A 19,302-nucleotide genomic window follows, 5' to 3' on the forward strand; every position below is an offset into this window, starting at 1 on the left:
ACCGTGCGTCCATCTGGGGGCCCGGCAACGTGAGCAGCGCGGACGCCCGCGTCTCGCGGCTGCTCCGCCGCACGCTGCCGGAGTTCTACGTCGCGACGTGGGCGTTCGGGTCCCTCGGTGTCCTCGGCGGCGTCCCTGCCCTCCGCGACACCTTCGGCGAGGAGTACGCCCAGATCCTCGGCTTCGCGATCGCGTCGGCGTCCCTCGTGTCGCTCGTCGGCATCGCGTGGCCTGCCCGGCTCTGGCGCCTCGAGTTCTACGCGGTGTCGCTGCTGTCCGGCCTGGTGCTGCTCTACGCGGCCGCGGTCCTCTTCGCCGGCGTCACGAGCAACGACGTCGGCAGGACCGCCGTCGCCGCTGCGATCTACGCGATCTCGACCCTGCCGCGCTGGCGGGTGACCGACATCGCTCGAGAGAGGCAGGTGCACGGATGGCGGTAGACGCCGGATCCGCCAGCATCGTCGGATCGATCCTCCTGCTGATCGGCGTGCTGGTGCAGAACCAGCGCGCCGCGGCCCGCGCCCGCCGCGAGGTGCCCGCCGAGACCGACACCGCGAGCGACGTCGACTACCTCGCGCGCGACCTGGCCCTCGCGGAGTACGTCGACGGCCGGATCGCGGCCGCCACGCAGCCGCTGCGCGACGAGATCGCCGACCTGCGCCGCCAGTTCGGCGCGCTGCGGCTCCTCCTCCGACAGACCCGCGAGGCATTCCGAGAGTACATCCGGCAGGTGCGCTCCACGTGGGGCAGCGGCGAGGAGCCCCCGCCCATCGGAAACCACATCCGCGAGCTGCTCGCCGAGGACGACCTCGACGGCACCTTCTCCACCGACGAGGTGAGGCGGATGCGTGACGGCACCGACCTCGACCCGCTGGCTGAGGGGAGGTGACCGTGTTCGTCATCCTCTGCATCGTCGTGCTCCTGCTCGCCTACAGCCCGACCCTCGAGGCCGCCAACCGGCGCTGACCTCACCCCCTGCGCGGGCCACCGACCCGGTGGCCCGCGCTCTTCTTCGTTCACGGCCGCCAGGCGGCAGAAAGCAGGACCACCATGGCGACACGCATCCTCGTCCGCCGCGACACCACCGTCGGCTGGCTCAAGACCAACCCGGTACTGGGCCCCGGAGAACCCGGTTACGACGTGACGACCGGTGAGGCATTCTGGGGTGATGGAGCGACACGCTTCGACAGCCTGCCGAAGACCGCCGTAGCGCCCGCCGGCCGCAGCTTTGCCAGTGTCGACGACGCCACCAAGCTGTTCGATGACGAAGTCATGCGCGCAATCGCTCCCATCGTCGACGTGTCCCGTTACCGCACAAGCTCGGGAATCGTGGACCAGTCCAGCTTCGCGGCAGCGGCTGCAGTAGCTGGCGCCGGGGGGACCATCTTCATCCCCGAGACACTTCCCGTTGTTCTGAGCGCAGCTATTCGCCTCGTCGACATCAACCTTGCGTCCGACAACGCTCTCGTGAGGGTCAGCCGCGACCTCGGCCCTGGCGTTGCTGCCATCACCCTCCACGGCACCGGTGCGCACCCCTTCATCCGCGCGGAAAACTTCCGTCTGGAAGCACCGGGCGTTCCTCTGACGCTCGGGACGCCCCCCACGGGTATGCACGGCATTGAGGTGACCGGGTACGCCAAGACCCGTATCAGCGCGCAGATCCGGTTCTTCAACCGCGGCATCGTCTATCGAAGTGAGCACGGGCACCTGTTCCTGAACCGGTGCAACTTGACCGCGAACTACTACGGGCTCTACCTCGCCCGGAACACGTCCGACTACTTCATCGACGACAGCGAGCTCAACGGCAACACCATGGCCGGCATCGCCATGCCCGCCGATCAGGGCTTCGACGGTGCCGGTTTCACAAACTCGCACATGGGCTTCCAGCCCTACGGCATCCTGCAGGAGGCCCTCACCGAAGCCGGCTCTGCATCCCAGGGCTCGCCCCGCGTCTTCATCCAGGACGCCATCCTCAACCACGTCCGCTTCGAAGCCATCGGCAACGGGGCAATCGTCTCCCTCGCGACGAACGACGCCAACAACAAGTCCGTTCTGAACGGCGTGAAGATCATCCAGCCCGGCTTCTCCTGGAATGACGGCTACCGCATCGCCGCCCGCCCCCGCGACTACGCCATCGAGATCGGCTTCCTCGACCGCACACTCGAGATCCAGTCCGGCTCGTTCCCGTTCCTGCCCGGCGACAAGGGCGTCATCCACATCAAGCAGGCCAACTCGGGCTCTGCCCTCACGCTCCAGGGCCCCGCGGGCACCGTGAGTCCTTCACAGGTCACCATCGACGCGAACGCCTCGGGCTGCTCCGTGTCTGCTGGCCTCGCCGCGGTGGTCGCCGTTCCCACTCAGAAGTTCGTCGCCGGACTGCACTACTCCGCCCCCGGCCCCCGACAGGTCACCGGGCGTCCCAACGGCTTCGCGACGTTCCTGCCCATCCGCATCGAGGGCTCGCGCGTCTTCACGGGCCTCGGGGTCGAGATCGTCACGGCGGGCGAGGCGGGGAGCAAAGTGCGCCTCGGCGTCTACGCCGACAACGGCGGCGCCCCTGGGGCGCTCGTCGTCGACGGCGGCCAGGTTGCGGCTGACACGGTCGGCCTGAAGACCGTGACGGGACTGTCGGTGCCCCTCTCCAACGGCTGGTACTACCTGGCAGCCACCGTCCAGTCCGCACCTACGACTCAGCCCGTCATGCGCGGCATCGTCAGCGCCGTTCCCGGCGCCCCGATGGCGACAGCCGGCGGGCAGCTCGTCAACGGCGCGGGCTGGCAGCAGGGCGGCCTCGGGCAGGGCAGCTACCCCAGCGCCCTCACCGGCGCAGGGCCGGCCGACACCGCCGTCGGCGTGAGCCTGATCGCATAGAGCAGAAGGCCCCTCCGCCACTCGGCGGAGGGGCCTTTCGTCGTTCACCCCCGCCGCTCAACCCACCACCGCAGGCACGCAGCGGCCCCGCCGACGACCAGAAGCGCTCCCGCGCGACGAACCGTTCCCCCTCGTCGTAGATGACCCACCCGTCGTGCGGCTCCCACGTCACACTCACCCCGACCGCCGGCGCTCACCCGTCATGGGGAACGGAGCAGCGCGAAGGCCCAGTCCGTGACGCACCCCTTTGGAAGGGTCGGTGGCGCTTTTACGGAGCAGACGCTAAAGCGCGTGGCATCTACCCGCTTGCACGCAACCGTCTTACTCTTGGGACATCCTCAAGAATTGTTAGTAACTTGGAGGCTGTCCGGGACCTTCGGGCCCCGGTTCGCTGGTTCCGCCAGCACTCCGCCTCGTCGACTTCACCAATCGACAGAGCGTTCCTCTGCACCTTGGGGGAGGGCCAAGGCCGGAGCCTCTTGCGCGCTCCGGCCTTGGCCTGACGTCAGGGCTGGCCGACCGGATCAGAGGCAGCATCGGCCCGTTCTGTCACGCGGGGTACCCCGCATGATGACGCTACCCACGAGTTCGAGGTAGATAAAGGCCACCTGTTGCACAGTTCGGATTTTGGACGGCTCAAGGCTGGGGCTCACCGGCACCCCTGCCGGAGTGCCCCAATCCACAGGATCAGGCCCGAACCCAAATCTTGCTGCCTTGCTTATCCGTACGACGTTCGCTGCTCACATCGATAGTGGTTTGTAACCAGTTCGGGGCTGGCCAAATCAAAAGGTGCAGGTCGGACCGCGACCATCCTTAAGCAGGACGCGCGCAGGCACTTCCTGTGGTCACCGTAGGAGAGCACCTGCTGACCGACACTGACCAGCGGGTCTGGCATGACTGACACGATGCCCGATTCGGGCCGGGGCCACACTGGAAGCAACGGGTAACTCCAAGTGCAGGTCGCGAGAGTCTATGGCGGCTGCTCGGAGCCTAGGTGAGTTCAAGCGCAGAGCTAAGTGTTTCTCAAAACGAGCTCGGATCGGCAACGCTGGCCCGTCACGCTTTACCTGCCCTTAGAGGCGCGGGGCCCTCGCTGCTCTCAAGCGTGGGCGCAATAGCTGGTTCCCGGATCAGGGCAAGCCCCCCAGGGCTATTCGCTGAGTCCATTAACTGCTGCACCCAAAGCGCGTTTATGCGGGGTGAGCGTCCACCGACGAAGCTGAAGTGCATGCTTGCCGCGGGGTGGATCCAGACGCTGTGCCACCCACCTGATGCCCCGGCCGCGTCCTCCCACGTCAGAGCAAAGCTCTCATGCCGGCGGAGCTTAGCCATGACAACGACCCTTACGTGCGCAAGGGTGCGGTCGTCCATCGGGATTTCGACTGTGCTGTGGTCGTACTGCAGCGTGCCCATGTGCGGTCGATTCTCTGGACACGTCGCAGCCGGTGCTTGCCCAGTGCCGGGTGCGGCGTGGAGTTGTCCCGCGAACGGCGGGCCGCTTGAGGGGGGTGTGCGAGAGAGGCGGGGCAGTTGCCACTCGGCGAGCCGTCGAGGCAGCATCGCACACAACCGCCCCATCTGCGGTTCTCGGCCCAAACCCTTCTCGAGGGCTAAAGACCTAATGCCGATCAGCCCACCAAACAAGACATTCCGCTTGCCCTACACGCGAGCAGAACTGGTCCTCCCCGTCAAAGAGGACCCATCCATAATGCGGCTCCCACGTGACAGCCGAGCCCTTCGGGAAGCCCGGACGGTCACACCGCAGTCGAAAGCTGCTGGGCGTGTGGTCGACCCTTGGGGCCTTCAGCGTCCAGATGCCTACTCGGTAGCGCTCGGTTTCGTCCCAGCCGTTCGCGATCATTAGCTCGCCCCACGGACGCTTATCGGGTTGTACAGCCATGATCGGGACCGTACGGGCGACCGCCGACACGACTGAGCGCAACCCCCTCAGTGGGTTTGCTCAAACCTGCGAGAGTCGAAGCATGACGCCAATCACCTTCGAAGCGATCCAGCATGAAATGGGCCTCGCGATGGACGCCCTTAACTATTTCGAGCTAGCCGACCTCGAACAGGGCGGGCCCGAAACCCAGGAAATACCAGATCAAAGGAAGTCCGAGGATTCGCCCTCAGTTGGCGATGAGGTTGTTTAGCTCGCTGGCAACCTGCACGAGAGCATCCCAGTCGTAAGCCTCAGGGTCACGCGGGCTAAGGAACTTGACCCGAACCCGCAGGGGCTCCTCCGTGCCGGCGAAGAGCGCGTTGCCCGACGCTGCGGCCAGAGCACCCTGCACATCCAGCAACGCCCCGGGTCCTGCCACCTCGTGAGCCTTGAGCTGCTTGCTCGCAGCGCTCAAAGCCTTCGTGATCTGCTTGCGAGTCGCCGCGTCGAGATTTGCCGTGCCCCACTCGCGGGCCAGAAGGTGCAGGCCAGCCAGGAACTGCGCCGCTTCCGCATAGACGACGTCGTCACGCTGGGCCACCTTCGTGTACCGGTTCGCTTCGATCTCGACAAGACCGTACGTCTGCAACTGAGCGATCGCTTCCCGGATGGGTGTGCGAGACACCCCAAGCCACTTCACAAGCTCGTCGTCGTTGAGGCGTTCACCGGGCTCGAGCGTGCCATCGACGATTGCAGCGAGCATCTTGTCGAAGGCGACATCACGGAGAAGTCGGCGGGGCGCTGCAGTGGAGTCAGAAGACGGAATCGGCATATCGCCAGCCTAAGTCACACCAATGTCGCATACCAGTCCTGTGGCCCAAATAGGGGGGCACCTTATAAACGCCATCGGCTACGGTCGGTGGAATGTTGTGTTGGGCGGGGACAGAAGCATGCGGAACACTTACGTGGGATTTTCCCGTCTGGGAGGTTCTGGTCACCGCAGTCCTGACCGGCATAGTGACGTGGCTGAGCATCCACTTCAGTCTGAGGGCGGCCCACGCGCAGACAAGTCGGGCCCTCGCGGCAGATGAAGCGGCCCGTCAGGCCGAACGAGTGACTTCGGCCGTGCTTGCGCTTGTCGAATTGCGGCGTGCAACCATTGCCGCCGAAGGTGACGCGGACGACGATGCGAAACATGCTCGCCAGCTCGCGCTCGAACGTGCTCGAGTGATTGTTGCCACGTCGTCGGCGCCCGGCTCGGCGTACATCGTCGACGAATTGAACGAGCTTCTCGACCCTTACACGATCAGCCCTCCAGGCCCGGACGACCCCTGGGCGTATGAGTACGCCATCGACATCCTCTCGGCCGCGCAAGCCGCGGACAACCTAATTCGCGCTTGGCAGGAGGACCCGAACAGCCTTTTGTCCGAGCTCGAGGACAACGCACGCATGCGCGAGCAGGCAAGCACCGCCGACCACCGAGCGGTTGCACGCGGCGCGGCCGCCGAAGTCGAAGTGATTTCGGTGGCCGCGGGATAGCCAACTACCAGGCCCATAGACAATTCTGTGCGGATTCGCCAAGGTGTACCCATGGCACAAAAAGACGAGGGCTCAGGCTCCGAGAACATCGACTCGGCAGGCCAAAACGCACCACCGAGCGGGCTCTCACGTCGCACGCTACTTGGCACGGGCGCTACGTTCGCCAGCTTGGTGGCCTTCTTCGGGGCAGACATCCTTGCTATGCCCGAAGCGGCGTTCGCGGCTGGTGGTTACGTGTGGCCCGTTGGTCGGGACCCGCTCCCCGACTCGACATACGGCCAGCAGTTCGGCGCGTCCAGGCCCGGGGGCCGCATCCACGAAGGAGCGGACTTCCTTCGGCCATCCGGGACTTCGATCGGTGCCGTGACTGACGGCGTCGTCGGCTCGAAGGGCTACCAGGCCGACAGCTCCGGAACAGGCGCAGGGAACTACCTCTACGTAAACCACACCGGGTTCACCAGTGTCTACTTCCACATGCTGACGGCGAGTCCGCTCGTGCAGGGCACGCGGGTCGTGACAGGTCAGGAAGTCGGACGCGTGGGGAACACGGGCACGGGCGTAAACCATCTGCACCTCGAGATTCGAGAAAACGGAAGGGCCCTCGACCCCGTGCCCTACCTCCAGGCCCGAGTCGGCACAGCAACAGCACCCCCCACACCTACATACGACGGAGACAAAATGCAGCTGATCCAGAGCCCCACGACCATCGCCATCATCGGAAGCAACCCGGGCATTGGGGCCGCGAATGCTCGCACGCTCGGAACGGCGGAACAAGTGAACGCCGCGGCCAAGGCCTGGGGCCAGCCCGTAATCCTCACGCAGCGCGAATATGACGTGGTTCGAGCCCTGGCTACGAACACGCCGGTCAACTGAACTTCAAGCGCCGACTGGCTAGCCGGCGTTGAAGCGCGAGTGCGCCCCTAGTCGACTCACAGAGGTCCGCGGGGGCGCACTCAGGCGTTAAAGCCATCGGCTCCGAACTCGACGCGGGGATCTTCCGGTTCGCGTGACCTGCTCTGTGTGGCCTGAGAGCAGCCACGTGACCCGGATCGCTTGTTTGCCTCCAGTGACTACCGACGCAGCTCACAAAAGACCCGTCCCCAGCGTTGAACGGGCCCTTTGTGGCTACGGCCGCCCGTCGCACTACTCGAGGACGAAGTCGGCGGCGGTGCCGGCCGCTCCTTCTCCCACCACGGGACCCACTTCTCCACGCCGAGCACCGTACGGTGGACCGCTGACACCGCCCCCTGAGCACGACGAAGCCCCCGCTGACCTCCTAGGCCAGTGGGGGCTCATTCGTCGTTTCAACGGGCTACTAGTGCCTGCGGAATGAACCGCCCAGTACTCGTATGACCTGTCAGAACTGACGTTGCCGGAGAATTTATGCGTCGCCGCCCGCCGAGCTCGGCGCCTGCATATCCTGGAGAAGTGAGGGCACGAAGTCCCGCAGGGCCACGAAGTTCTGACCTGACTGCTTCGAGTGGCCGAGGTGAATGTGGCCGAAGCTGCCGAGCGCTTGGCCGTAGTCGAGTTCCACGCGGTACTCGCCGCCCTCACCGGAACTGCCCGCGAAGAAGTTCGGGACGTCGTTCAGTGCGATGGACTGCAGGGCACTCCTTGAAGTGCTGATGGCCGTTGGCGAGTCTTTGCCTGCGACTTGCACGACAACGATGCGGTCTGTGGTGAATGCCGCAACGCGTGCGAGAGCGTCGTCGGTCTCGTCAGAGATCGACGCATCGATGTGCTCGATCTGGCCATCAGGGATTAAATTTGCGAGCATCGAGGCCATCTTGCCGCCCACACCGTCGCGCTTCAGCACGGCCGTGAGGACCCAATGTGGGTTGCTGCTCTGGGCGGCGCTGTTCAGCGCCCTGGCAATGTCGAATGTGCTCATGGTGGTTCCTCCTGGTGATCTTTTATCGTGCTTTGCCAGGCTATGAGGCGCCACCGACGGTTGGCGGCACGGGCCCGAACCTGCGGCGGCGAGAGCATGGTCACGTATCGGGGCAAGACTCGACCGAGATCGAAACGCGATTTGGCAGGCCGCCTTTGAGCTCGCAATTAGGACGTAGCCCAGAGCCACGTCGTTCGCGGGCCAACTCGGCAGGCAGCCGACGTCACATCGAGCCCCCGCAGCTCCTCCTGCCGCGACAGGCGTTCCGTTCAAGGTTGCGGGAGCCAGGTACCCCAGAGGCTCGCTGCCAGGCCGCACGAGAGACCAGCGCCCACCAGCCAGAAGTCGAGCCGGCTGCCTTCACGCAGCTCGACGATGATCCGTTCAGCTAGTGGCTCTTCGCCGATCGTGTTCCAGGTAGTGACGTACATGCCAGCCGCGTCGTGCTGCTGCCGCCATCGCAGCCCGGCGGCTTCTCTCTCCTGAGAAGTCACGTCATCGCGGGAGGTTACGGCGTGCAGCTCGGCGGAGTACTGGGAGCGCAGACGTCGCTCTCGCTCGAGCCTGACGACAGCGCGCCCAGCGTCGCGTCGGATGAGCACGAGCCCGGCTGTCGAGAGGCCGAAGGCCGCCAGCGTGAGGGCACTGATGGCAAGGCGGGCCCAGACGAGATCCATGTGAGCACCGTAGTGGCGCTCAGGCTGCCGCTGGGCCCTCAGGCTCCGGAGATGGGCTCGATGGTGGTCGACGCGGTCTCCGAGGCTTCAGGGGCTGCTTTGGGCCCCGCTGCCACCGCTCCACAGCCTCACGATGCGGATCAGGCGTGCCGTCCATCCACGCGTCCAGAGACGACGGTCGGATAGCCCACCGAGCGTGTTTCCCGCGCTGCTTAGCGAATAGTTCCCCCGTCTGGCATGCCTTTCGAACGGTGTCCTCGTGTCGGCCGACTCGGACCGCGGCCTCCCGAGTTGTGAGCCACCGGACGTCGTCCGGGTTGGCTGGCTGAGCCGGCGGCTCGATCGCATTGACATGGAGAGCAAGCTGCTCGCCCACCTGCCGGGCTACTTCGTCCCGGATGAAAGCCTCGAGGGCAGCGGCCATATCAGTGCTCGTCGTCATTCTTTGAGCGTGCCAGAGTCCGCACTGAGTCCGCAGCAGCCCCTCATCAGGGCCATGCCCTACCGTCACCCACCTGCACAAGATGCCCGTCTTTCCGCGCCTCCCAGCACTTGGCAGTAACGTGCTGGCATGACTCAGGACTTCTGGTACAACATCACCACCCACGAGGTCGAGGAGGGCAAGGTCTCGCCCGCCGTCGACCGCGCCGGCCCCTACGCCACCCGTGAGGAGGCGGAGCGCGCGATCCAGACCATCAGGGAGCGCAACGCCCGCCTCGACGCCGAGGACGCCGCCGACGACTGACCGGGTCCGCGCCCCCGCGGCGCACGTCCCGTCCACTAGCCTGGTCGTCGAGCAGAAAGGCCGTGCATGGACAAGCAGACAGACTTCGTTCTTCGGACCATCGAAGAGCGGGGCATCAAGTTCATCCGCCTCTGGTTCACCGACGTGATCGGCACCCTCAAGTCGGTGGCCATCGCGCCGGCCGAGGTCGAGGGGGCGTTCGCCGAGGGGATCGGCTTCGACGGCTCGGCGATCGAGGGGCTCACCCGCTCCTACGAGGCCGACGTCCTGGCGCAGCCCGACCCGACGACGTTCCAGATCCTTCCCTGGCGGGGCGAGATCGACCCGACGGCCCGCATGTTCTGCGACATCACGACGCCCGACGGGCAGCCGGCCGTCGCCGACCCCCGCAACGTGCTGAAGCGCACGCTCGCCCGTGCCGGCGACCGGGGCTTCACCTTCTACACGCACCCCGAGGTCGAGTTCTACCTCCTCAAGAGCGCCCAGCACGGCCCGGAGGGCCCCCAGCCGGTCGACTCCGCCGGCTACTTCGACAACGTGCCCGGCGGCACCGCCCACGACTTCCGTCGTCGCTCGGTGCGCATGCTCGAAGACCTCGGCATCTCGGTGGAGTTCAGCCACCACGAGGCCGGCCCCGGCCAGAACGAGATCGACCTCCGCTACGCCGACGCGCTGACGACGGCCGACAACATCATGACCTTCCGCACGGTCATCAAGGAGGTGGCCATCGAGCAGGGCGTCTACGCGACGTTCATGCCGAAGCCCTTCAGCCAGCACCCCGGCTCGGGCATGCACACCCACATGTCGCTCTTCGAGGGCGACTCGAACGCCTTCTACGAGGCGGGCGCGGAGTACCAGCTCTCCCGCATCGGGCGTCAGTTCATCGCCGGCCTGCTCAAGCACGCCCCCGAGATCACGGCCGTCACGAACCAGTTCGTGAACAGCTACAAGCGCCTCTGGGGCGGCGACGAGGCCCCGAGCTTCGTCACGTGGGGCCACAACAACCGCAGCGCTCTCGTGCGCGTGCCGCTCTACAAGCCGAACAAGGGCAACTCGAGCCGCGTCGAGTACCGCGCGATCGACTCCGCGGCGAACCCGTACCTCGCCTTCTCGCTGATGCTGGCCGCCGGCCTCAAGGGCATCGAGGAGGGCTACGAGCTGCCGACCGAGGCGGAGGACAACGTCTGGGGCATGAGCGACGCCGAGCGCCGCGCGCTGGGCTACAAGCAGCTCCCCGCCAGCCTCGACCACGCCCTCTCGATCATGGAGGACAGCGAGCTCGTCGCCGAGACGCTGGGCGAGCAGGTCTTCAACTACGTGCTGCTCAACAAGCGCCAGGAGTGGAAGGCCTACCGGGCCCAGGTCACCCCCTACGAGCTGCGCTCGAACCTCGAGATCCTCTAGCCGGCGCCGCACCGCGCGCGCCCGACCGTCATGACCCGTCCGAGCACCGGCCTGTCCGAGCTCGCCCGGCTGGGCTTCGCGGAGCTGCGGGAGGCCCGCGACCGCATCGAGCGGCTGGTCGCCGAGGAGCCCCGGGCGGAGTCGCTGATCGCGTCGTTCGCCCGCGCTCCCGACCCCGACGCGGCGCTCCGGCACCTCGAGCGGCTGGTGGAGCGCGACGCGGACGCCGTCTCCCGGCTCCTCGACGGCGGAGCAGGCCCCCGTCTGGTGCGCGTGCTGGGGGCCTCGTCGGGCCTCGCGGAGTTCCTGACGCGACGACCGGACGAACTGGCGGGCCTCCTGTCGCCCCTCACCGCGCCTCCCTCGTCCGACGAGTACGTCGCGGACCTCCTCGACGTCGTCGCGGGGCTGGTCGGCGACGACGCCGCGGTCGCGCTCCGTCGCCGGTACCGCCACCACCTCCTGCGGCTCTCGGCCTGGGACCTCGAGTCCTCCGACCCGGTCGCCGTCCTGCCCGACGTGGCCGCCGCCCTCGCCGACCTCGCCGGCGCCGCCCTCGAGGCCGCCGTCGCCGTCGCCCGGCGTGAGGTGCCCTTCCCCGCCGACGACGTGGCCCGCACGCGCTTCACCGTCATCGGCATGGGCAAGACCGGTGCCCGCGAACTCAACTACCTCAGCGACGTCGACGTCGTGTACGTCGCCGAGGGCGCCGACGGGCTGGAGCCCGGCCGGGCGGTCGAGATCGCCACCCGCCTGGCGGTGCACGCCGTGCGCGTGGTCTCCGACCTGTCGATCGAGCCCGAGCTCTGGGAGGTCGACGCGAACCTCCGCCCCGAGGGCAAGGACGGCGCGCTCGTCCGCACGCTCGACTCGCACGTGGCGTACTACGACCGCTGGGCACGCGGGTGGGAGTTCCAGGCCCTGCTGAAGGCCCGGCCCATCGCGGGCGACCGCGAGCTGGGTGAGCGCTACGTCGAGCGCATCGCGCCGTTCGTGTGGTCGGCGGCCTCGCGCGAGGCCTTCGTCGAGTCGGTGCAGCGGATGCGCGAGCGCGTCACCGACCTCATCCCCGCCGACGAGGTCGATCGTCAGCTCAAGCTCGGCCCCGGGGGCCTCCGCGACGTCGAGTTCACGATCCAGCTGCTCCAGCTCGTGCACGGCCAGGCCGACGACGGCGTCCGGGAGCGCTCGACCCTCGCGGCCTTGTCGGCCCTCGCCCGCCGGGGCTACGTCGGGCGGGCCGAGGCCGCCCAGTTCGACCGCGACTACCGCGTCCTCCGGCTGCTCGAGCACCGCATCCAGCTCTCCCGCCTGCGCCGCACGCACCTCATGCCCACCGACGACGACGACCTCCGCGCCCTCGCCCGCGGCACGGGCCTGGCGGGGTCGGCGCGCGAGCTCGTCGAGGCCTGGCAGGGCGTCAAACGGCGGGTGCGCACCCTCCACGAGCGCCTCTTCTACCGCCCCCTGCTCTCCGCCGTGGCGGCGCGGCCCGAGGAGGAGCTGGCTCTCAGCACCGACCAGGCCGCCGCGAGGCTGGCGGCGATCGGCTTCGCCGACCCGCGGGGCGCACTCGGCCACATCGCGGCCCTGACGGGCGGAGTCTCCCGCCGTGCGAGCATCCAGCGCCACCTCCTGCCGGCGATGCTGCAGTGGTTCGCCGACGGCACCGACCCCGACCTCGGCCTCCTCGCCTTCCGTCGGCTCAGCGACGGGCTGGGGGAGTCGTACTGGTTCCTCCGCATGCTCCGCGACTCCTCCGGGGCGGCGCACCGGCTGACGACCGTCCTCTCGACGTCGCGCTTCGTCGCCGACCTCCTCGAGCGCACCCCCGAGGCGGCCGTCTGGTTCGAGAACGACGACGAGCTGCGGCCCCGCAGCCTCGCCAGCCTGCTGGACGAGACGCACGCGACCCTGGCCCGCCACGACACCCCGGAGGCGGGGGCCGGCGTCCTGAGGAACGCCCGCCGACGCGAGGTCCTCCGCCTCGCCATCGGCGGCATCCTCGGCCTGATGACGATCGACGAGCTGGCGGCCGGCCTGACCGACGTGACCACGGCCGCCATCACGGGTGCCCTGGCCCTCGCCCGCCGCGACGCGGGCGACATCGAGTTCGCCGTCGTGGCCATGGGCCGCTACGGCGGCCGCGAGCTCGGCTTCGGCTCCGACGCCGACGTGCTCTACGTCTACCGGGCTCCTGACGGCGACGAGACCGCCCACCGCCGGGCCGTCCGCGTCGTGGCGGAGCTGAACCGCCTGACGGCCGACTCCCTCGTGCCCCTCGACCTCGACGCCGGCCTGCGCCCCGAGGGCAGCAGCGGGCCCGTGGTGCGGTCGTTGACCTCCTACCGGGCCTACTACGACCGGTGGTCGCTCACCTGGGAGGCGCAGTCGCTGCTGCGGGCCCGCGACGTGGCCGGCGACGAGGCGCTGCGCCGTGACTTCATGGCCGTCGCCGACACGGTCCGGTACCCCGCGGAGCTCTCCGAGCAGGAGGTGCGGGAGGTCAAGCGCATCAAGGCGCGCGTCGAGGCAGAGAGGCTGCCGCGCGGGGCGGAGCCGTCGCGGCACCTCAAGCTCGGGCGGGGGTCGCTGAGCGACGTCGAGTGGTTCGTGCAGCTGCTCCAGCTGCAGCACGCGCACGCGGTTCCGGCCCTGCGCACGCCCTCGACGCTCGACGCCCTGGCGGCGGCGGAGGAGGCCGGGCTCGTCTCGTCAGGCGACGCGCAGAAGCTGCACGACGCCTGGGTGATCGCGTCCCGCGCCCGCTCGGCCGGTGTCCTCTGGACCTCGCGCACGTCCGACGTCCTGCCGACCGACCGTCGTCAGCTCGAGGGCGTGGCGCGGCTGATGGAGTACCCGCCGGGGTCGGCCACGCGGCTGGAGGAGGACTACCTCGCCGCCACGCGACGCGCCCGAGCCGTCTTCGAGCGGGGCTTCTACGGCCTCGACGAGGCTCCCACCCCCACGGGCTGAGTCGCGACACGCCCGGGATGCAGATCTCGGCGGGTGAGGCGAGAATTCGTGGCGGGTGATCCGTGCGTACCCCGATATCACCCGCTGTACCCCGTGCGAGATGACCGGCGTGTTTCCGGTTCGTAGCCGGGAGGAACACGACCCGTGACTGACAGGTCGTTCTCAGCTTCGACACCCGTCACATCGGCGGTGGTGGTCGACGTCACGTAAAGCCCTGATCCTGTGCCGTATCGCTGGTGATGAGAGAGGCTCTGGTCCGGCCTGCCTGGAGGCGACGGGCGTCGTCCAGACGCTGGGGGCCGCACCGCTGGCCGTTGTCGGCATTTCGCCTGACACCAGAGGGAGGACAAGTGCCGTACCCCACGGGGTGAGAGCGCGCCCCCGAAGAGGTGACGGCTTGTGAGCACCCGCAGGGTGACTGAAGATTGCCTCACCCGACACCCAGGTTCCCCGACGACGCGGACGCCACCCCCTGTTCCCCCATCTTCCGAGGCGGCCATCGTGTTGACTTTCATCCTTCAGATCCGTTCCATGGCGGGCGGCTACCCCGAGGTCTACCTGTTCGCGGTGTACTCGGCCCTCATCTGGGTCCTGTGGATCGTCAAGGTGGTCCTCTCCCGCCGGTACCGCCCCTCGACGGGCGAGTTCACCGGCACGACCAGCGTCGTCGTCCCCGTGGTCGACGAGCCCCTCGACCTCTTCCGCGACGTGATCGGCCGGATGGTCGAGCAGGCGCCCGGCGAGATCATCGTCGTCATCAACGGCGCCCCGAACCCCGACCTCGCCGCCGTCTGCGACGAGTACGCGCCCCTCGTGCGCTGGGTGCACACGCCCATCCCCGGCAAGCGGAACGCCGTGATGATCGGCACCGAGCTGAGCCGCGGCGACATCACGGTGCTCGTCGACTCCGACACCGTCTGGACGCCGGGAACGCTCTCCGAGCTCGTCCGCCCCTTCTCCGAGGCCAACGTCGGCGGCGTCACCACCCGTCAGCGCATCCTCGAGCCCGAGCGCAGCTGGATCACCCGCTGGGCGGACTGGCTCGAGAACTCGCGGGCCCTCTACTCGATGCCCGCCCAGAGCGTGCTCGGCCAGATCGGCTGCCTGCCCGGCCGCACCATCGCCTTCCGCCGCGTCATCCTCGAGCGGGTCATGGACAAGTTCATGACCGAGAAGTTCATGGGCGTCTTCCTCGAGGTGAGCGACGACCGCACGCTGACGAACCTCACGCTCAAGGAGGGCTACCGCACCGTCTACCAGCACACGAGCCTCGTCTACACCGACGCGCCCCTGCAGGTGAAGAAGCTCTTCAAGCAGCAGCTCCGCTGGGCCCGCGGCAGCCAGTACAACACCTTCCGGATGATGCCGTGGATGCTCGGCCACGCCCCGATGCTCGCCTTCTTCTTCGCGATGGACATCATCCTGCCGTTCATGCTCATGGGCGTCATCGGCGGCTGGGTCTACCGCGGCATCACCGGCCAGGGCGTCAACCTCTACCGCGGCATCCTCGCCGAGTACGGCGTCTCGACCGGGCTCATCAGCATCATCGTGCTGATGGTGCTCTCGTCCGTGCTGAGCATGGCGATCCGCCAGATGCGCCACCTCGCCGAGAAGCCCTCCGACTTCTTCCGCCTGCCCGTCTTCATCATCGTGTCGACGCTCTTCCTGATGCCCATCCGCGTCATCGGCTTCTTCCGCATGGGCCACGCGAGCGGCTGGGGCACCCGCGCAGGCGCCTACGGGGGAGGCGCGGCGGACGACGCCGTGCAGGCCCAGGTCCAGGCCGTGGGGGCCGACGACTCCCTCGACGTGCTGGAGCGCGAGTTCCGGGGCGAGGCCGACCCCGGCGTCGACACCCTCTTCGACGTCGGACCGTCCACCTCGACGGTCGGCCCGACCGGCGACTCCACCACGGTGCGCGACGGTGACCGCGGCGCGGTCATGGTGCGCAGCCACCGCGCGGAGACGGCCGTGGACGCCCGCCCCGGCGACGCCGTCACGACCAGCACGGCGACCGCGCTGGCGGAGGCGACCTCACCGGCCCGCGTGGCCGCGCCTCCCCGTCGTCGCCTCAACCCCAAAGCCGGCTTCCCGTACCTGATCGGTGCCGTCATCCTCGCCCTGGAGGTGCTCTTCATTGTCTGAGTCCGCACAGAAGTTCGTGGCCCCGGCGCACGTGCAGTCGGGAGCCTGGTGGGCGCAGTCCCACGGCAACGCCCGCCGCACGGGCCTCGGCGCCACCGCCGTCGTCGTCCTGCTCGCCATGATCTCGTGGCTGATCTGGATCTCGCCGTCCGACAACGCCGTGCGCAGCGCGGTGCAGACCGCCGTGGGCGCCTCGCCGTCCGACGTCGCCGAGCTGAAGGCCGACCGGTCGGCCCTGCTCGACCAGCTCGTGAGCGCCAAGGCGCAGCTGGCCGACAGCAAGACCGCCCTGGCCGACGTGCAGCAGCAGGCCTGGACCTCCGAGGGGCAGCTCACCGCGGCGCAGGCTCAGCTCGCCTCGGCGCAGAGCGCCCTCGACCAGGCCCAGGCCGCCGCCGACGGCGGATCGACGGCCGCGGGGTCGGCTGCCGGCGGGTCCGGCGGCGCCGCCGCCTTCTCGGGCGCCAAGGGCGCCACGGGCTCGGGGGGCAAGGGCTCGGGGTCCGGCAGCGGCTCGGGCTCGGGCAGCGGCAGCGGGACCCCGACGGGCCCCCAGCCCGTCACGGCCCCGTCGCTCGCGAGCATCATCCAGCCGGAGTCGCGCTACTTCGGCCTGTACACGACGCAGTCGCCCTTCAGCTGGTCCGAGTTCGACGACGTCAGCAGCAAGGTCGGCGCCCAGCCGAACATGGCCGGGTACTTCCAGGGCTGGGACCAGGACTTCGACCCGAACGCGGTCACCCGGGCGTGGGCCAAGGGCGACCTGCCCTTCCTCACCTGGGAGTCGCGCCCGCTGAAGGCGGCCAACGACCAGGTCGTCGACCCCGACTACGAGCTCGGCAAGATCATCGACGGCGAGTTCGACGCGTACCTGACGAAGTACGCCCAGGACATCACGACGACGGGTCTGCCCCTCGCCATCCGTCTCGACCACGAGATGAACGGCAACTGGTACCCCTGGGACGAGGGCGTCAACAACAACACCGCCGGCCAGTACACGGAGATGTGGCGCCACGTGCACGACGTCTTCGAGCGCGAGGGGGCGAACGACCTCGTCGCCTGGGTCTGGGCTCCCACCCGCGTGGAGGGCGTGCCGACCAAGAACCGCACGCTCGAGTACACCGCCAGCCTGTACCCCGGCGACGACTACGTGGACTGGGTCGGCATGACCGGCTACCTCCGCAGCAACGCCGAGACGCCGCAGACCGGCGACTTCGACGGCACCTTCGGCAAGACCCTCGGCTACCTGCGGGCCATCACCGACAAGCCGATCGTCCTCGCCGAGATCGGCGCCGCCGAGCTGGGCACGACGAAGGCCGCCCAGAAGCCCCGCTGGATCGACTCGCTCTTCGACACCCTCGCCGACCCGGCGAACGACGACATCGTCGGCTTCGCCTGGTTCAACCTCACGGCGACCACCGTCGCGTCCGGGTCGTACCTGACCAACGACTGGCGGATCGTCTCCCGACAGGACTCGATCACGGCCTTCCGCGAGGGCATCGCCCGGCGCGACACGGGGTTCGACCTCCGGACCCTCCCGTGACCGGCCCCGCCCGTCCCTCCTCCCTCCCTGCAGCCCCCACCATCCTCAGGAGCGCATCATGACCGACGACCTCACCCCCTCCGACAGCGACGCCCCCGTCACCTCCGCCGACTCCGCCCGGCCGCGCATCAGCGTCATCGGCACCGGCTACCTCGGCGCCACCCACGCGGCCGCCATGGCGGAGATGGGCTTCGACGTGATCGGCGTCGACACCGACCCCTCGAAGGTGGAGGCGCTCGCCCAGGGCCGCGTCCCGTTCTTCGAGCCCGGCCTGCCCGAGCTCATCGTCAAGCACGTCGACTCGGGCCGGCTGGTCTTCACCACCGACCTCGCCGAGGCCGTCGCCCTCAGCGACGTCCACTTCATCTGCGTGGGCACGCCCCAGCGGCGGGGGAGCCACGCGGCGAACCTGAGCTACGTCGAGGAAGCGACCCGTGCCGTGGCCCGCTCGCTGAGCCACGACGGCCTCATCGTCGGCAAGTCGACCGTGCCCGTGGGCACGGCGGCACGGCTCCGCGAGATCGTCGCCGGCGTCCTGCCCGCCGGCATCTCGGCCGACGTCGTCTGGAACCCCGAGTTCCTCCGCGAGGGCCACGCCGTCGAGGACACCCTGCGCCCCGACCGCATCGTCTTCGGGGGCACCGACAGCCGCTCGGAGGCCGTGCTGCGGGCCGTCTACGCCGAGCCCATCTCGACGGGCACGCCGGTCATCTCGTGCGACCTGCCGACGGCCGAGCTGGTGAAGGTCAGCGCCAACGCCTTCCTCGCGACGAAGATCTCGTTCATCAACGCGATCTCCGAGCTCTGCGAGGCCGCCGGCGCCGACGTGTCGACGCTCGCCGACGCGCTGGGCTTCGACGACCGCATCGGCCGCAAGTTCCTCAACGCCGGCCTCGGCTTCGGCGGGGGCTGCCTGCCCAAGGACATCCGCGCCCTGATGTTCCGGGCCAACGAGCTCGGCGCCCACCGCGCGGTGGGCCTGATGCAGCAGGTCGACGAGATCAACATGGCCCAGCGCCAGCGCGTCATCGACCAGGCCATCGACGCCTGCGGCGGCTCGGTGCTCAACCGCCGGATCGCCGTCCTCGGCGCGGCCTTCAAGCCGCACACCGACGACGTCCGCGACTCGCCGGCGCTCAACGTCGCCGCGGCGCTGCACCTGCGCGGTGCCCAGGTGCTCGTCGTCGACCCCGAGGCCACGCAGACGGCCCAGCGCAGCTTCCCGACGCTGTCGTTCGCGGACAGCATCGAGGAGGCGGTGACCGACGCCGACGCCGTCCTCCTGCTGACCGAGTGGCCCGAGTTCGTCGGGGCCGAGCCCCTGCCCCTCGCGCAGCTGGCCGCGAACCCCGTCGTGATCGACGCCCGCAACGCGCTCGACGCGGAGGTCTGGGCGAGCGCCGGCTGGGAGGTCCGGCCGCTCGGCAGCCGCCGCGTCCCCGCGCGTCGCCAGGCGCTGTCGCCGGTCGCGATCCCGGCCTGAGCCAGCCGCTGCTCGGCGATCACGGGCCGTCCTCCTCCGGGAGGGCGGCCCGTCCGCGTGCGCGCAGCCGGCGCGCCGGGCGGCGACACGGGCTGGGGAACGACGGGAGGCCCGCACCCCAGGGGGTGCGGGCCTCCGCGGAGAAC

Annotated in this window: 16 protein-coding genes; 12 read left to right on the forward strand and 4 right to left on the reverse strand. The window is 68.8% G+C overall.

The window, feature by feature from the left end; all coding sequences use genetic code 11:
- The first annotated feature begins 29 nt into the window (after nucleotides 1–29).
- The 4 genes from JOE43_RS10475 to JOE43_RS10490 all read left to right on the forward strand — a co-directional run bounded on the left by JOE43_RS10475 (nucleotide 30) and on the right by JOE43_RS10490 (nucleotide 5,021).
- Entirely contained in the window at nucleotides 30–440 is a 411-nt protein-coding gene (locus JOE43_RS10475; RefSeq protein ID WP_209517590.1) for a hypothetical protein, read from the forward strand.
- Nucleotides 431–889, forward strand: a complete 459-nt coding sequence (locus JOE43_RS10480) for a hypothetical protein (protein WP_209517592.1) — start codon at nucleotides 431–433, stop codon at nucleotides 887–889. The genes JOE43_RS10475 and JOE43_RS10480 overlap by 10 nt, the downstream gene beginning before the upstream one ends.
- Before the next feature lie 161 nt (nucleotides 890–1,050).
- Nucleotides 1,051–2,871, forward strand: a complete 1,821-nt coding sequence (locus JOE43_RS10485; RefSeq protein ID WP_209517594.1) for a hypothetical protein — start codon at nucleotides 1,051–1,053, stop codon at nucleotides 2,869–2,871.
- 1,982 nt (nucleotides 2,872–4,853) lie between these two features.
- Nucleotides 4,854–5,021: a hypothetical protein gene (locus tag JOE43_RS10490; RefSeq protein WP_209517596.1), complete on the forward strand. Its 168-nt coding sequence runs from the start codon at nucleotides 4,854–4,856 to the stop codon at nucleotides 5,019–5,021.
- Here the strand turns inward: JOE43_RS10490 and JOE43_RS10495 are convergent.
- Nucleotides 4,998–5,582 carry a GntR family transcriptional regulator gene (locus JOE43_RS10495; protein WP_209517598.1) on the reverse strand — a complete coding sequence of 195 codons (585 nt, stop codon included), beginning with the start codon at nucleotides 5,580–5,582 and terminating at the stop codon, nucleotides 4,998–5,000. The genes JOE43_RS10490 and JOE43_RS10495 overlap by 24 nt on opposite strands.
- 281 nt (nucleotides 5,583–5,863) lie before the next feature.
- Between JOE43_RS10495 and JOE43_RS10500 the strand changes: the two genes are divergently transcribed.
- The gene (locus tag JOE43_RS10500; protein ID WP_209517600.1) at nucleotides 5,864–6,289 is read left to right on the forward strand and encodes a hypothetical protein; all 426 of its coding nucleotides are present in this window, start codon (nucleotides 5,864–5,866) and stop codon (nucleotides 6,287–6,289) included.
- Between the two features lie 51 nt (nucleotides 6,290–6,340).
- Complete coding sequence (locus JOE43_RS10505) at nucleotides 6,341–7,162, forward strand: M23 family metallopeptidase (RefSeq protein ID WP_209517602.1); 822 nt, start codon at nucleotides 6,341–6,343, stop codon at nucleotides 7,160–7,162.
- 508 nt (nucleotides 7,163–7,670) lie between these two features.
- Here the strand turns inward: JOE43_RS10505 and JOE43_RS10510 are convergent.
- The 3 genes from JOE43_RS10510 to JOE43_RS16270 all read right to left on the reverse strand — a co-directional run bounded on the left by JOE43_RS10510 (nucleotide 7,671) and on the right by JOE43_RS16270 (nucleotide 9,302).
- A complete protein-coding gene (locus JOE43_RS10510; RefSeq protein ID WP_209517605.1) occupies nucleotides 7,671–8,183 on the reverse strand; it encodes a hypothetical protein in 513 nt (170 codons plus the stop codon).
- A gap of 269 nt (nucleotides 8,184–8,452) precedes the next feature.
- Entirely contained in the window at nucleotides 8,453–8,860 is a 408-nt protein-coding gene (locus tag JOE43_RS10515) for a hypothetical protein (RefSeq protein WP_209517607.1), read from the reverse strand.
- Nucleotides 8,861–8,879: 19 nt separating this feature from the next.
- Entirely contained in the window at nucleotides 8,880–9,302 is a 423-nt protein-coding gene (locus tag JOE43_RS16270) for a helix-turn-helix domain-containing protein (protein WP_209517609.1), read from the reverse strand.
- A 129-nt stretch (nucleotides 9,303–9,431) separates the two neighbouring features.
- On the opposite strand from JOE43_RS16270, the gene JOE43_RS10525 reads away from it, so the two are divergent.
- The 6 genes from JOE43_RS10525 (at nucleotide 9,432) to JOE43_RS10550 (ending at nucleotide 19,156) form a co-directional block, all read left to right on the forward strand.
- Entirely contained in the window at nucleotides 9,432–9,605 is a 174-nt protein-coding gene (locus tag JOE43_RS10525) for an SPOR domain-containing protein (protein WP_209517611.1), read from the forward strand.
- A 66-nt stretch (nucleotides 9,606–9,671) separates the two neighbouring features.
- On the forward strand, nucleotides 9,672–11,009 hold the full coding sequence (locus tag JOE43_RS10530) for a glutamine synthetase family protein (RefSeq protein WP_056054486.1): 1,338 nt from the start codon (nucleotides 9,672–9,674) through the stop codon (nucleotides 11,007–11,009).
- 30 nt (nucleotides 11,010–11,039) lie between these two features.
- Nucleotides 11,040–13,985, forward strand: coding sequence for a bifunctional [glutamine synthetase] adenylyltransferase/[glutamine synthetase]-adenylyl-L-tyrosine phosphorylase (locus JOE43_RS10535; protein ID WP_209517612.1), 2,946 nt, complete (start codon nucleotides 11,040–11,042; stop codon nucleotides 13,983–13,985).
- A gap of 501 nt (nucleotides 13,986–14,486) precedes the next feature.
- Entirely contained in the window at nucleotides 14,487–16,130 is a 1,644-nt protein-coding gene (locus JOE43_RS10540; RefSeq protein WP_209517614.1) for a glycosyltransferase, read from the forward strand.
- Nucleotides 16,123–17,673, forward strand: a complete 1,551-nt coding sequence (locus JOE43_RS10545) for a glycoside hydrolase family 26 protein (RefSeq protein WP_245187138.1) — start codon at nucleotides 16,123–16,125, stop codon at nucleotides 17,671–17,673. The genes JOE43_RS10540 and JOE43_RS10545 overlap by 8 nt, the downstream gene beginning before the upstream one ends.
- 58 nt (nucleotides 17,674–17,731) lie before the next feature.
- A complete protein-coding gene (locus tag JOE43_RS10550) occupies nucleotides 17,732–19,156 on the forward strand; it encodes a UDP-glucose/GDP-mannose dehydrogenase family protein (RefSeq protein WP_209517616.1) in 1,425 nt (474 codons plus the stop codon).
- The last annotated feature ends 146 nt before the right edge of the window (nucleotides 19,157–19,302 follow it).

The sequence above is a fragment of the Frigoribacterium sp. PvP121 genome (genome assembly GCF_017833115.1).
GTDB lineage: Bacteria > Actinomycetota > Actinomycetes > Actinomycetales > Microbacteriaceae > Frigoribacterium > Frigoribacterium endophyticum.

What these genes read in the sequence shown, in the direction of transcription:
- JOE43_RS10480 (WP_209517592.1), top strand. Translation starts at nt 431, where the DNA reads ATGGCGGTAGACGCCGGATCCGCCAGCATCGTCGGATCGATCCTCCTG.
- JOE43_RS10485 (WP_209517594.1), top strand. Translation starts at nt 1,051, where the DNA reads ATGGCGACACGCATCCTCGTCCGCCGCGACACCACCGTCGGCTGGCTC.
- JOE43_RS10490 (WP_209517596.1), top strand. Translation starts at nt 4,854, where the DNA reads ATGACGCCAATCACCTTCGAAGCGATCCAGCATGAAATGGGCCTCGCG.
- JOE43_RS10495 (WP_209517598.1), bottom strand. Translation starts at nt 5,582, where the DNA reads ATGCCGATTCCGTCTTCTGACTCCACTGCAGCGCCCCGCCGACTTCTC.
- JOE43_RS10505 (WP_209517602.1), top strand. Translation starts at nt 6,341, where the DNA reads ATGGCACAAAAAGACGAGGGCTCAGGCTCCGAGAACATCGACTCGGCA.
- JOE43_RS10510 (WP_209517605.1), bottom strand. Translation starts at nt 8,183, where the DNA reads ATGAGCACATTCGACATTGCCAGGGCGCTGAACAGCGCCGCCCAGAGC.
- JOE43_RS10515 (WP_209517607.1), bottom strand. Translation starts at nt 8,860, where the DNA reads ATGGATCTCGTCTGGGCCCGCCTTGCCATCAGTGCCCTCACGCTGGCG.
- JOE43_RS16270 (WP_209517609.1), bottom strand. Translation starts at nt 9,302, where the DNA reads ATGACGACGAGCACTGATATGGCCGCTGCCCTCGAGGCTTTCATCCGG.
- JOE43_RS10525 (WP_209517611.1), top strand. Translation starts at nt 9,432, where the DNA reads ATGACTCAGGACTTCTGGTACAACATCACCACCCACGAGGTCGAGGAG.
- JOE43_RS10530 (WP_056054486.1), top strand. Translation starts at nt 9,672, where the DNA reads ATGGACAAGCAGACAGACTTCGTTCTTCGGACCATCGAAGAGCGGGGC.
- JOE43_RS10535 (WP_209517612.1), top strand. Translation starts at nt 11,040, where the DNA reads ATGACCCGTCCGAGCACCGGCCTGTCCGAGCTCGCCCGGCTGGGCTTC.
- JOE43_RS10550 (WP_209517616.1), top strand. Translation starts at nt 17,732, where the DNA reads ATGACCGACGACCTCACCCCCTCCGACAGCGACGCCCCCGTCACCTCC.